The sequence below is a fragment of the Bacteroides hominis genome (assembly GCF_033042785.2).
Taxonomy (GTDB): Bacteria; Bacteroidota; Bacteroidia; order Bacteroidales; family Bacteroidaceae; genus Bacteroides; species Bacteroides hominis.
Genome location: NZ_CP178829.1, coordinates 851,499 through 866,040, shown reverse-complemented (window position 1 = coordinate 866,040; position 14,542 = coordinate 851,499). Strand labels below are relative to the sequence as shown.

At 37.0% G+C, this 14,542-nt stretch carries 8 protein-coding genes and 1 pseudogene; 8 read left to right on the top strand and 1 reads right to left on the bottom strand.

The window, feature by feature from the left end:
* The first annotated feature begins 760 nt into the window (after nt 1–760).
* The 3 genes from R3O62_RS04020 (at nt 761) to R3O62_RS04010 (ending at nt 3,958) form a co-directional block, all read left to right on the top strand.
* Nucleotides 761–1,126 carry a LytTR family DNA-binding domain-containing protein gene (locus R3O62_RS04020; RefSeq protein ID WP_032530937.1) on the top strand — a complete coding sequence of 122 codons (366 nt, stop codon included), beginning with the start codon at nt 761–763 and terminating at the stop codon, nt 1,124–1,126.
* 163 nt (nt 1,127–1,289) lie between these two features.
* Nucleotides 1,290–2,600, top strand: a complete 1,311-nt coding sequence (locus tag R3O62_RS04015) for a 6-bladed beta-propeller (RefSeq protein ID WP_005822358.1) — start codon at nt 1,290–1,292, stop codon at nt 2,598–2,600.
* A gap of 53 nt (nt 2,601–2,653) precedes the next feature.
* Nucleotides 2,654–3,958: a 6-bladed beta-propeller gene (locus R3O62_RS04010; RefSeq protein ID WP_269110290.1), complete on the top strand. Its 1,305-nt coding sequence runs from the start codon at nt 2,654–2,656 to the stop codon at nt 3,956–3,958.
* A gap of 677 nt (nt 3,959–4,635) precedes the next feature.
* Here the strand turns inward: R3O62_RS04010 and R3O62_RS04005 are convergent.
* Complete coding sequence (locus R3O62_RS04005; protein WP_317472889.1) at nt 4,636–8,559, bottom strand: two-component regulator propeller domain-containing protein; 3,924 nt, start codon at nt 8,557–8,559, stop codon at nt 4,636–4,638.
* A 1,095-nt stretch (nt 8,560–9,654) separates the two neighbouring features.
* On the opposite strand from R3O62_RS04005, the gene R3O62_RS04000 reads away from it, so the two are divergent.
* The 5 genes and pseudogenes from R3O62_RS04000 (at nt 9,655) to R3O62_RS03980 (ending at nt 14,533) form a co-directional block, all read left to right on the top strand.
* Nucleotides 9,655–10,509, top strand: a complete 855-nt coding sequence (locus tag R3O62_RS04000) for a glycoside hydrolase family 16 protein (protein WP_234071400.1) — start codon at nt 9,655–9,657, stop codon at nt 10,507–10,509.
* Nucleotides 10,506–10,924 (top strand): annotated as a pseudogene (locus R3O62_RS03995) (beta-galactosidase); the annotation flags it as partial. The gene R3O62_RS04000 and the pseudogene R3O62_RS03995, both read left to right, overlap by 4 nt.
* 150 nt (nt 10,925–11,074) lie before the next feature.
* Complete coding sequence (locus R3O62_RS03990; RefSeq protein ID WP_005781856.1) at nt 11,075–11,257, top strand: hypothetical protein; 183 nt, start codon at nt 11,075–11,077, stop codon at nt 11,255–11,257.
* A 106-nt stretch (nt 11,258–11,363) separates the two neighbouring features.
* A complete protein-coding gene (locus R3O62_RS03985) occupies nt 11,364–11,468 on the top strand; it encodes a hypothetical protein (protein ID WP_005781858.1) in 105 nt (34 codons plus the stop codon).
* Nucleotides 11,469–11,536: 68 nt separating this feature from the next.
* Nucleotides 11,537–14,533 carry a TonB-dependent receptor gene (locus tag R3O62_RS03980; protein ID WP_317472888.1) on the top strand — a complete coding sequence of 999 codons (2,997 nt, stop codon included), beginning with the start codon at nt 11,537–11,539 and terminating at the stop codon, nt 14,531–14,533.
* The last annotated feature ends 9 nt before the right edge of the window (nt 14,534–14,542 follow it).

The following is a 14,542-nucleotide window of genomic DNA, read 5'->3' as shown; positions in this document are numbered from 1 at the left end:
GTGTGGGGGCTAATGGGCCCGGGTATGCGGGCTGATGAGCCCGGGTATGTAGGCTGAGGAGCCCGGGTATGCGGGCTTAGGTAAAGATACCGTTTGTAATGTAAATGTTCTTATTAATAATGGTTTATGAAACGAATAAAATAGGTTTGCTTCCTTGTAAATGATTCGTCTGATATTTATATTATTCTGACATTCTTTATATGTAGTATAGGTGGCGTAGGAAAAAGGTTCTAGTAAATATTTAGGCTTTATGAACCTCTTGAATTAAAGGATTTATTGGAGGGTGTCCTTCAGGACAATATATTTCTTTGCTCGATAAAAGCGAAGCGGGTTGACCAAACTGAAAGATAATTTGCATGAAATGATAATAATGTTCTCTTAATAGGTAAACTGAAGACAATCCTGTAGTGGCCCTATCAGAGCAATAAACTAATTAATTATTGAATTTGAGAATCAGACATAAAGAAATTGGATATTGTCTGTTTGGAGAGCAAGTCGAATGCGAATTTCAGGACTCATTTGTGGCGGGATTTTGGTGAATAAAAGCTGATATCAGGCTGAAAAAAGGAAATTAACCCCTATAAAAGATCTGTGATTGTCCGGTCGTTTTAGATTGTTGTATGTGTATTTTGCTTATATATAGGCGTCTAACCCTTAAAAAATTGTCCGGGTCTATAACTTGCGAATTTGTTTACCATGATTTAACTTTGAACCAAGGAGGGAGGTCTCTTTTGAGTTATATAATTTAAAACGGTTAGTCATGGATAAAATCGAGTTTGGAGAAGGTAAGATAACGTTTTCATATAAGAAATCGTATGGGGATTGTTTGTATCAGGATTTGATTGCCGTGGAATATGGCAAGCCTTATTGTATGATACAAATAGAAGGAAGAGGTAGTCTTCTGTTTTTGATAAGCTTGCATGATGTTCTGGAAAAATTGCCTGCAAATTTTCTTCTGATAAATAGGGGAATAATAGTAAATATAGAACATGTTACAGATCTTGTATGTCTGGATGGAGTATATCATGTAAAGATGGATAATAATAAAATATATAGGATTAGCACTCGTAAAGTGGCTATACTCAAAAGGACCCTTATGGCAAAAAGTGACACGATCCAAGTTTAGTCTTTAGAAGAATATATAGAAGAAAAATGCCAAAAAGTTTTATATACTACGAAAATGTAGTATATTGTAGCCGTGAAAGTATCATGTAGGGAGATACTCGTTTCTAATATGGGGCAAGTGGGATCCTTATGCACAAACAATAAATCTTAATTCGATTGTGGCTATGAAACACATGTTCTTATTATTGATCGGTGTATTTGTATTATTGGGATGCAGTTCCAATAAGAAGCAAGAACCTATATCCAAGTCAGGAATACCTGTCATTAATCTTTCTGAGGATGTATCGACTGTACCTTCACTTCTTTTGAGTGAGGTGGCGGAGAAATTGGAAATCGTTCCTTTGGAAATGACAGATGAATCTGTATTGAGTGACATTACGGAAATGCAAGTAACTGATCATAATATATGGATAGATCATGGACGCGAATTCTACATTTATCGTTTTTCCCGTTCAGGAAAATTTCTTAATAAAATAGGTAGTATCGGACAGGGTCCGGGTGAATATACCAATTATTCAACTTTTCTTGTCGATGAAGATAAAAAAGAAGTGTATATTATAGCCAATACTAACGGCGTTTTAGCATACGATTTTGAAGGAAACTTTAAAAGAAAGATTGTTGACATTCAAATGATTTTGCAGTTGTTTGCATCTCCGTATGATCAATATATCTTGAATAATCAAAAATTCTTTGCTACTCAAAATTTCGGATTGTATAGGCCGATAGATAAAGATTCATTGTGGTCATTCGTTTCTTTGGGCGACGACTTTCAAAAAAAGAAATATTTTAAAAATCCGGCACATGTAGGTAAAGAAGAACAGATTATAGCCAACCGTGCCAATATGGATCGGATGGTTAATTATTGGATGGAGTATCTTACCAGTGTGGATACTTACAATGGTCAATTGACCCTCAAATATCCGGATACCGATACTATTTATTGTTATGATGATGCGACAAACCAACTTTTGCCTCAATATGCAATCTTTACAGATGAAGAAAAAGGGGATTATGAAGCGACTCATTTATGGTTTAAAGACAGAAAGGCTTTCGATTATTTTTCGATCAAGTCCTACTATCCGACTAAAGATTTCATTTATTTGGTGGGTAGTAAAGGCGAGGAGGTATATACCTATTGCTATAATAAAAAAGATGGAAGTGTTAGATTGCAGAAGCGACAAAGCGCAATAACCGAGCGTGATGTGCCCTGGTTCAGCTTTCCTTTGCGCCAAATGAAACGTGATTTTGTGTTAGATAATGATTTAGGTGGAGGTGATTTTACTGTTGACAGCCGTTCTTCCGGTAAATACTGGATAGATATATTAGAACCCGGTGGTGATGAAAACTGGATTGATATCGACCAAATAAAATCATCTACTGTAATAGATGAGTCCAAGAAAAAGGAGCTAATCCGAGTTCTGGAAAGTGTGACTGAGGATAGCAATCCGATTTTGATGATTGCAACTTTAAAATAATAGAGTAGGTTCCTATGATGGAAAAATATGTTGTTTCTAATAAATAAATTGTGATGAAGTCTATATTATTATTACTAATAATTACGCTATTGGGATGCAGTTCCAATATGAAGCAAGAGCCTATATCCAAGTCAGGAATACCTGTCATTAATCTTTCTGAGGATGTATCGACTGTACCTTCACTTTTGCTGAGTGAATCTGCTGAAAAACTAGAAATTGTTCCTTTGGAAATGACAGATCAATCTATGTTAGGTGAAATAAGACGAATACAAGCGACAGAACATGATATATGGATTCATGATTTTAATAAATTTTATATTTATCGTTTTTCCCGAACGGGGAAATTTTTGAATAGAATTGGCAGTATAGGGCAAGCTCCAGGAGAATATGTCAATTTTTCAACCTTTCTCGTTGATGAATATAAAAAGGAGGTCTATATTATTTCTAATAACAATGGTATTTTGGTATATAATTTCAAGGGAGAGTTTAAAAAGAAAATAGTTGATCAGCAGACAATCAATAATCTATTCTCATCTGTATATAGTCAATATATCTTATATAATGGAAATTTCTTTGCTGCTCAGAATATAGCTTTATATAAATTAATAGATAAAGATTCATTGTGGTCTTTTGCTTTTTTGGACACGGCTTTTCAAGAAAAAAAATTATTTAAGAATCCAGCACATATGGGTAGAGAAGAGCAAATTATAGCTAACTGTGTCGATAAAGGTAGAATGATTAATCTTTGGATGGAATATCAAACCAGTATAGACACTTACAATAATCAACTTACCCTTAAATATCCAGATACTGATACAATTTATTACTATGACGATGCGACGAATGACCTCTTGCCTCAATATGTAATTTGTACAAGAGAAGAGAAAGGAGACTATGAGGTTACTCATTTATGGTTTAAAGATAGAAAGGCTTTCGATTATTTTTCGATCAAGTCCTACTATCCGACTAAAGATTTCATTTATTTGGTGGGTAGTAAAGGAGAGGAGGTATATACCTATTGCTATAATAAAGAAGATGGAAGCGTCAGATTGCAGAAACGACAAAGCGCAATAACCGAGCGTGATGTGCCCTGGTTCAGCTTTCCTTTGCGCCAAATGAAACGTGATTTTGTGTTAGATAATGATTTAGGTGGAGGTGATTTTACTGTTGACAGCCGTTCTTCCGGTAAATACTGGATAGATATATTAGAACCCGGTGGTGATGAAAACTGGATTGATATAGACCAAATAAAATCATCTACTGTAATAGATGAGTCCAAGAAAAAGGAGCTAATCCGAGTTCTGGAAAGTGTGACTGAGGATAGCAATCCGATTTTGATGATTGCAACTTTAAAATAGAAGAATTATTATTGAGAAGTTAGGGTACTTGTATTCACCTTTTTATTCATTAAATAGGTAGTATAAATGAAGCCGATTTTTTATTCATATTTCTGCTTAAATATAAATAGGTATGGATAAAGTTCGATTAGTTTTGTATTGGGGTATATTGGCGTATCTGATGGGTTGCTCTTCTCTCTATTCAGAGAAAATAGATTTATTAGTTTAGATGCTATCTGATTGTCCGATTGTTGAGATGACAAGTGTTTTAGATAGAGAGGATTCTATTTCAGTGGAGGAATTGGTAGATAGCATTTCGTATGTCCTGTTGGATAATTTTGTGAAATTGCCGGTTCGTGCAAGTATACTTGGTACGGCGGTAACATAGTTTCACTTATCAATCAGATGGGAGCATGTTGGTTTGGAATAATGGGGGAACTGTCCCCCCCCCTAACAGGGTGTATTTCTCTCATTTTAGCAGTTAAACCGTATTTGCGGGGGAATATCTAAAGACACAAAAAAGCCAACTGGTTTATTACGAGTTAGTTAGCTTTTTTGTAGTTATTGGGGGATATCTCTAATTAATGTATAATGTATTAAGTAACATATACTCTTTATTCTTCAAAAAAAAGAGTATATGTTTTTATTTAAAATTTTATGTGCCAATTGTTCGTATATTGTAGTTTATATAGTTTTACTTATTTTATACGATTTTCTTCTCTAAATTGTTTCGGAGTCACTCCTTTCATTTGTTTAAATGTTGAACTAAAATATCGGGGGTAAGTGAAGCCTACTTCACTGGCAATTTCATTTATATTTAAATTTGTATTAATAAGCAGTGATATTGCTTCTTCAATTCGTAATCTATTTATATAGTCATTTACACCTAATCCTGTTATAATCTTTATCTTGCTGTATAATGAAGATCGACTTATTGTCATGGTGTCTGCTAATGTTTGGACGGAAAACTCCTCTTCAGATAGATGTTCATGTATAATTGCATTTATCTTTTTCATAAAATCCTCATCGGCTTTACTATTTGTTGAAGTCTGGAGGGAAATTGTCTGGTTCGTAGTAATGTATTGACTGTGTATTTTTTCTCTATTTTGAAAGATGTTTCCAATGACGGCCTTTAGAGAGTCTATATCAAACGGTTTGGGAATGTAAGCATCAGCTCCAGATTTATATCCAGTTGTTATTCCTGTATGGTCATAACGTGCTGTTAAGAGTATTACGGGGATATGGCTTATCTGGATGTCATTTTTTATTTGACGGCATAATTCAAAACCGTTCATTTGGGGCATCATAACGTCACTGACAATGACAGATGGCTGTTTCTCTCTGCATATTTCTAATGCTGAGATAGCGTTGTCTGCTGCATAAACTTTCTTAAAAAACTCTGTTAAAGATTCTATTAGGTATTCCCTTAATTCCTTTTCATCCTCTACGATAAGTATAGTCTTTTCGGTGCAATCGAAATGTGAATCTTGTATTATGTCAGTAAGGGGAGATTCTTTTAGTTGTAGCCTTGTGGATTCTTCTTTTTCATTTGTATTAAGAAACGGCAACTCTAAATAGAATGTAGCTCCTTTGTTGATGTTATTATGTGCCCCAATATTTCCTCCATGCATTTCCATGATTATTTTGGCATAATATAATCCGAATCCACTCCCTTTTTCCTTGTGATTGCCTTTATAAAATCGTGTGAAAAGATTTGCCATATCCGAATCTTGTATACCGGTTCCTTCATCTACAACTGATATTCTGAACTTGTCTTCAAATCTTTGTGTGCATACTGTTATACAACTATCAGCCATGCTGAATTTCAGTGCATTCATTAGCAAGTTTGATAGTACAGTATGGCACTTTTGTCTGTCAAACCATACCTCATCTATATTGGGGTCTAGTTGCAATTTTATATATATTCCTTTTTCTTTTGCTTCATCAGCAAAATATTTGATAATATCGGTTAGCCATTCATTTAATTTATTTCTTTGTATTTTCAATTTACTATAGCTTGCTTCTAGGCTATTCCAGTCCAGCACCATGTCCACTATTTCCCTCATATGTTGCGCTTGATTGAATATCGATTGTAATTGTGGTATCAGATATTGAGGCAGGTCTTGTGACCTACTTTTTTCTATTAGGCGTTTTAGCGGGGAATAAATTAATGTCAAAGGAGTACGTAATTCATGGTTTATGTGGATAAGGAAATCTATCTTCTTTTCATTAAGATATTGTCTGTATTCTTTTAATCTTTTTTGTATTCTAATTTCTTTTCTTGTATTAAAAATAAACATTCCTGCAATGACTCCCCCTGCGATGCAAGTGCAACATAATACAACAAACCAGTTCGTTTTATACCATGGTGGGGTGACATGGATATCTGTGAGATGGATGGGGGTAGTATAGTTTCCATCTTTTGTCATACATGCTACTTCAATGTGATATTTACCTGGAGCCAAATTGGACAGCTCCAGCATCGGATTGTATGATTCAATACTCTTATAAACATCTCCGTTTATGATGTATCGGAATGGAACGCGCTGGAAAATATCTTTGTTTTTAATATATATACGTAGTACCAGTGTATTATATTTCCATGGAATCTTTATATTTTGGATATCTATCTCGGATGTTTGTGGCTGTCCGTTTAGTTCTATACTATATAGCTCTATTTCAGGGTATGGCTCATTAGGGTTCGGGATATTTGTGTTAATTCGGACCAATCCTTCTATGCCGCCGAAATAAAGATATCGGTTATTTTTTTCAGTCCGTTGTTGATAAGTAAATATTATTTCATTGGGATGGAATCCGTCGCTTCTGTTCCATTGAATAAACTTGTTTTCTTTTATACAATAGGAAAACAGATGGTTTTGTGCGCAAATCCATATCCTCTCTGAAGATAGGTCATAGTGGAGCGCAGTAATGTCACTGAATAGCTGTGACCCAATTTTAAAATATTTTCTTTCTTTTATGTTGTAATATCCCATTCCTGCTGTTGTTCCCACCCATATTTTATTTTTCCCGTCATAATCAACTGCAGTGATGACTTCTTTTTTGTCTATTTGGAAAAGAAGTTTGATACTGTCATTTTTGTTAGTAATCTGGAATACTTTGTTCCCACTCATTGTCAGAGATATCCTTTCATCAGAATATGCCATGACTGAGGTTGGCAGTTGATAATTCTTATCAGTTTTGATCGGAGAGAATTTTTTATTATTTATATCGTATACCCATATATCCTTGCTTAGTATATATATTTTATCGTTTGTCACCCGATGGGCGCGTGGAATATATCCGTAAAAGCACTGCCTGAAATTAATACTGTCGTTTTTTATCAAAAACGGTCGATAAAGTCCCGTATGCTTTTCGAATATAAAAAATCCCTTTGTGTAAACAGATACCATTAGTTCTTTTTCTGATACTGGGGCTATAGAAACCACCTTATCTCCATAAGTAGACGGGAAATGCTTGAAACTTCCTGACTGAGGATCATACAGGTTTATTCCACCCCCGTCCGTACCAATCCACAGTTTTCCATTAGGCTCTTCGTAAAAACTCGTCACTGATTTTTCGCTCAATCCGTTAATATATCCTAAGGGGGAGTCCTTATAGGTACGTATATAACTTTCTTTGATGTTGAAAACTCCTCCTCTAACACTTCCAGCCCATAAAGATCCATTGTCATCCTCGTATAATATAGTAATAGAGTTTACAGGGAGTGAATTTTCATCTCCAGCAATATGGTAAAAATTCGAGAATTTTTCATTAGACAGTTTTAAATGATTGATTCCCCCTCCATCAGTGGCTAACCATAGATATCCTTTTTTTTCTATTATATCCAATACATAATTGTTTGTTAATCCAGAGTTTTCGCTTGTATACTGTTTTATAAGTTTTCCTGTTCTTTCATAACAAAATAGTCCTTCTCCCCAGAATGATAAATATATACATCCGTTTGAAGACAGACATGCCCCTTGCAAAATATTGTTTGAGCAAGAGAAAAAATGTCGTAGCTGCATAGTCTGGTGGTTTAATATGTATATCCCATCTCTTCTGGTGGCAATTAGTACCTCCTTTTCAGAAAAGGCTATAATTCTCTGTACTCTATATTTTGTAGTATCATTGTCTGTATCCCCCTGTGGGTTGATACAAACAGATTTGAAAGAGCGCTTTTGATAGTCATATTTGTATATTCGATTCTCGCTTCCAAAAAGTATTCCCCCTTTTACACATAAAGAGGAGTAAATTATATTCTGGTTAATGGGAATGAAAATTCCGTGTTTTTCATCATATGTCACCATACCTTGTCTGGTGGATATCCATATATTATTAAGAGAATCCTGGGTTAGATGTATAATGTCATTATTGGGTAAAGAATATCTGTCGTTGGAGAGTTTTTTGAATACTTTTAAATTTTGTCCAGTATAAAAGTTCAAACCATTTTTGGTTCCTATCCATAATTTCCCTTTTTTATCTAACAGTATGGATTGAACGGTGGACTGAGATAATCCTTCTGCAATGGAAATAGACGTAAACTGGTAGTTTATGTCATGACCTAAAATTGAGAGTGTATTGATAAATGTCAATATTATAAATAGGGTAAATGTTCTGTGCATTTTTGCTTTTTGTGATATTTTAAGTTCGTTTTTTGTTTATAAACAGCATTTGAATAAGAAATGTTCATTAATTCTTTATACTAAGTAAAAAAATATGGTATTGGATAATGCATAATTCTTTCCACATGATTTTTCTCTCTCTGTACCTAATATTTATAGGAATCAACTATTGGGGATTAGTTTGTAAAAGAAGACGTATGTTTCTTTTATGTTGGATAAAGTTTCAGCCAAGATTCTGCTGTTAAAGTTGATGGCATAGTTTTCTTTATACACTACATGCTGTTTTACTGGGGATATGACTCATAAATAAAAGGAATGGGCGTGCGTTATGCTGATGATGACGGCTCGGCCGCTTTCAGCATTCTTGATGTATCAGCATCTTATTTAAGGATAATTTAAAACGTGTAGGTGGTATTAACTATGATATTTTTTGAGGATATCATTAGAGAGCGTTATTAAAGAATCGTAAACCTGATTGTTTTTTGTAGACTGTAGAATAATACTGTTTTACTAATTGGTTGTTGGCGTATAGTATGGTTGGGCAAATAGGAGTGTTTTATTGCCTATTTCTGGTGTTGGTTAGTCCAGATATCTCATTGATGTTGTTTGGTGATACTGTGTTAATTAGCGGTAAGCTTAAGCAGAGAGTCCTTGATATCTACAAAATATCTCTTCAAAAGCAATATGTAGGGGATGGAATTAGTGTTAGATTTTTGTCGCTTCTGTATTGAAGCGTTTTTTTATGTTTTTGGATGTTATAGGAGTTTTTTTAAATGATTTCTGACTGTTTTTGGATTTATGCACATTTCCTTTGCATCCATAAATAATCCTAAATTAATATATATGATTTTATTTACTCTTTGTGATGTTTTGGGGGTGGATATTTGGATGTCTCTTGTTGATGGACGTTTTAAATATGAACTTAAAAAAGTATGAAAAATAATTTTATTTGTTTTTTTCTTCTGTGCTCCTTGGTGGATGGCCTTCGAACTGGGATGACGGTGATGTCCTGCTGCGAAAGTCTGATGAGAAAAATAACAAGTGACATGCTTTATAGAAAAAATAGAGTTTATAATCTTTTCAAAATATAATTATATGAGACGAATCTTATATTATTTGCTATTTATTGCGGGTGGAATTGCTACCCATGTATGTGCTGGAGAAAAAGTAAAAGTCGGATCGAGTACATTGGACAATGTCTTATTTGTAGACGGTTTTGACGGGAGTTCCGTCGTACTTGATACGGCGGTATGGAAACTCTGCACGTACGCCCACAATGCCTGGTCACAGCATTTCAAGGCCGTGGATGGGTATGAAAATGTAAGAGTGGAAAATGGTTATTTGAAGTTGAGAGCCTGTAAAGATAATGGGATTTATAAAAATGGTGGGGTGTTTTCCAAAATAGGTTTTCCCTGTGATACCCGTTTAGAGGTTAAGGCTAGATTAACAGGGTTGGTTCGTGGTGGATTTCCCGCAATCTGGCAAATGCCCATAGGAGCACCGGAATGGCCCAGAGGGGGAGAAATAGATCTTATGGAATGGGTTCAAGGCACTCCCATGCAGATCTATCAGACGGTACATACTTATTATATAAATGGAGAAAGCGGTTCTGCGGGGGTAACCAACAAGAATCCTGACAAAAATTTTGATGTGACTGAGGATCATATATATGCAGTGGAGCGGACTGAAAAGGAACTTGTATTTTATGTAGACGGCAAAGAGACCTGGAGATATGAGAACCAATATTTGGATAAGGAGAAATTACAGTATCCGTTTTGTGAGTACACTTTCAATATAATTCTGAACTTCTCGTTGGGAGGCGATTTGAACGGTAGGGTGACATGGCCGGGAGAAATTCACGATGAAGATTTGCCGGGAGAGATGTGGGTCGATTGGGTACGTGTTGTGTCGTTGAACAATAACAAACAGTCCGATACGACCAATCAATAAATATCACTTGTCGCAAGGCGATATTAAAGCTGGTCAGTGGAAATAACATGTGTCATTACACCCATATTCCACACCAATATTGGCGCCACCGTTTGCAGATGATGAAAGGAATGGGGTTTAATATCGTGGTGGCTTATATCTTTTGGAATCTCCACGAGATTGAACCTGGAAAATAGGATTTTCCGGAGATAAGAATCTGGTGGAATATATAAGGATCGCTGGAGAGGAAGGGAGGAGGGGCATTCTTCGTTCCGTATCTTATGTCTGTGCCGAGTGGGAGTTGAGCGGTTATCCGTGGTAGCTGCGGAAGATACCTGGTATGGAAATAAGGAGGGATAACACGGGATTTCTGAAACATACGAAAAGATATATCTGTGGTCTGTATCAAGAAATGGGCTACTTACAATGTGCAAAAGTTACTCATTTGTGGTATTGATTAAATAAGGAAGTTGTTTGTAATTACTTTTCATAGATGTGCGTATTGATAAGCATGAGGTCTGAATTGATAAGCTTTATCTTGTGTGATTGTTGGATATTTGTAGAAATAATAAATATTAGAATTATAATGCACGAAAATAATAAAGTTCATAAACTGACCGCTGCCAATAGTTGTCCGATAGCTCATAACCAGAACAGTCAAACAGTAGCCAGTGACACTGATTCATTCGGTGTAAGTATCGGTGTGCTGACAAGAGTACCTCCGTCATGTTGTACGATGATATCGGTGATTCTTACTCTGCTTAAATAAAGGCGACAGCCATATTTTGCTGTATAAATGGAAAGGTCTTTTTCATAACTTGTGATGCTTCCCTCACAGTATCTCGGAGGCGGGTAAACGACTTCATATAAAAGTAATGGCTTCGATTAATGACAAAGAAGTTAACCGTATGGAGAAGGAGTATGCAACGGATGTAAATTTCCTTATTGAGAGTTTTAATGTGTCAACCAAGGAGATATAATATAGGAGAATGTAATTTATGTATTGAAATTTTGTAATGCCTAAGAGTATTTTTTAATTAATTAACTTATGAATGCACTTCAAAAAACAGCGGGAGCAATTCTGTCGCTTTCGCTTTTGTGTGGGATGCAGGTTTATGCGTTCCCTGATCCCTCTTCTTCGGGGGGACAAATTGTACAACAGAATGATATCTGCCATGGGGTTGTCAAGGATTCCAATGGTGAAAGTATTATCGGAGCATCCGTGTTGGCTAAAGGAACAACTAACGGTGTTATTACGGGGCTCGATGGTGATTTTTCCTTGAAGAATGTAAAAAAGGGGGATACCATTGTTATTTCTTATGTAGGTTATCAGGCCAAGGAGATTTCTTGGACAGGGGGATCTTTGAATGTTGTTCTGAAGGAAGATACTGAAATATTGGATGAAGTGGTTGTAATTGGTTATGGTGTGGTAAGAAAAGCGGATATGGCAGGTTCCGTTGCCGTACTGGATAATAAGAATTTTAAAGATCAGCCGATAACTCAGGTTGCAGATGCTCTTCAGGGGCGTGTCAGTGGTGTTCATGTAGAGAACAGTGGTGTCCCTGGCGGAAGTGTGAAGATTCGTGTCCGCGGTGCGAACTCTATCAGTAAAAGCAATGATCCTTTGTATGTGGTCGATGGAATTGTCCGGGAAAGTGGTTTGGATGGTATCAATCCTGAGGATATCCGTTCCATGCAGGTTCTCAAGGATGCTTCATCTACGGCCATATATGGTTCCAGAGGTTCGAACGGGGTTGTTCTGATCACCACTAAAAGTGGTAAGGCTGGTGTGCGAGAAATTATGTTTGATGCATCAGTGGGCATTTCCAATGTTTATAAGAAATATGACATTTTGGGATCTTACGATTATGCTCTGGCATTGAAGGAGGTCAAGGGTATCGATTTTTCGGATGAGGAAATGCAATCCTATAAGAATGGTTCAGCCGGTATCGACTGGCAGGATGAGGTATTTCGGACCGGGATTACCCAAAATTATAAATTGGCTGTATCCAATGGTAGTGAGAAGACCCAATATTATATTTCTGCCAATTATATGAGTCAGGAAGGTGTGGTCATTGAGTCGAAGAACGAACTTTATCAGGCTAAGGTAAACATCTCCTCACAACTTGCAGACAGGTTGCATATTACGGCCGATGTCAATGCTTCCCATGGTATTCGTCATGGTGGTTCTTTTGCATCAAGCAAGGACAATCCGATATGGATTGCTTTGAATTATTCGCCGACAATGGCAATGATGGCCGAAAATGGGAACTATAATACCGATACTTATAATTCCATAGCTTCCAACCCGGTTGGTATCCTAAAGTTACAATCGGGAGAAACAATGACCAACGTTTTCAACGGACGTGTGGATTTACGTTTCGATGTAATGAAAGGGTTAACATTCACAACAACCAATGGAGTGGACTATTATGACGAGAAAAACTATAGTTTCAGTTCTAAAAGGGTAGGTACCAAGAGTGGAATGGGTAATAATGATATTTACCGCCTGATGTTGCAAAGCTCTAACAATCTGACATATACAGGTTCCTGGAACGACCACCATTTAACAGCTACGGCCGTATATGAAGTGACCTCGTCCGAAATCAGGACTATTGGTATAACGGGTAATAACCTGCTGACCGAAGGTGTGGGCTGGTGGAATGTGAGTATGGCTTCCTCTCGTGATGCAAACAACGGTTACAACCAATGGGCGCTGATGTCTGGAGTCGTCCGCGTCATATATAATTACAGAGATCGGTATATGTTGACTGGTACATTCCGTGCCGACGGCTCCTCTCGCTTCGCCAAGAAGAAATGGGGGTGCTTCCCTTCTATTGCCGCAGCTTGGACGTTGAGCAATGAGGATTTTATGAAGAACGTTTCTACGGTTCAGGATATTAAACTTCGCGCAAGCTATGGTATTGTGGGTAGTCAAGCCATCAGTCCTTATGCGACTATGGGGCTTATGAGTGCTACTGCATACAATTTCGGGACAACCAGTAATTTTACCGGTTATTGGGCAAATGACATAGCGACTCCGGACCTTACGTGGGAGAAGACCAAACAGTTCGACCTAGGGGTGGAGTTTTCTTTGTTTGACAGAAGATTGAATTTCAGTGTGGACTATTTCTACAAGCGCACTACTGATGCGTTACTCAAAAGAAGTATCCCCGGATATGTCGGCGGTAACTCTTTCTGGGTGAATGACGGTGAGATCAGTAATCGTGGTATTGATTTGAGCGTGACCGCCCGAATCATACAGAATGATCAATTCCAATGGTCCTCCACCTTGAATGGCACTTATTTGAAGAACCGTGTAGAACGTCTTTCCGGCGGTGAGAATGATTTTATTAACGGATCCAGTCCGGCTTCCGGTATGGTCGATTATGCTACTATCATCAAGCCGGGTGAGGCTATTGGCACTTTCTGGGGTTATGAATGGACCGGTTTGGATGAAAAAGGACATGATACTTACAAGGATGTAGATGACAATAAGACGATAGATGGTGGAGACCGCAAAGCTATCGGTAAGGCTACTCCTGATTTTACTTTGGGATGGAATAATTCTTTGTCTTACAAAAATTGGGATCTGAACTTGTTTTTTAACAGTTCTTTCGGAGCCAAACGTTTGAATCTTGTAAGATACACAATGGCGTCTGCTGAAGGAAACTCCCGCTTCGTGACCTTGGCAGATGCTTATTTGAAGGGGTTTGACAAGGTAGGTTTGTCAGCAATTTATCCGAGTCTGACCGCAGGTGGCAATAATTTGCAGCCTGTCTCAACCAAATGGTTGGAGAACGCAGATTTTCTACGTCTGGAAAATATAAGCCTTTCATATACCTTCCCCAAGAAGGCAACGGGCTTTGCTGATTTGCGGCTTACTTTTAGTTGTCAAAATCTATTTACGATAACTGGGTATAAAGGAATGGATCCTGCCGGTACCACATTCTCAAACAATAGTGTTGATGTGGATGCAGGTATTGATATGGGTGCCTATCCGTCCCCGAGAACATTCACTTTCGGTCTCCGGATGAATTTTTAAATCTAAAAA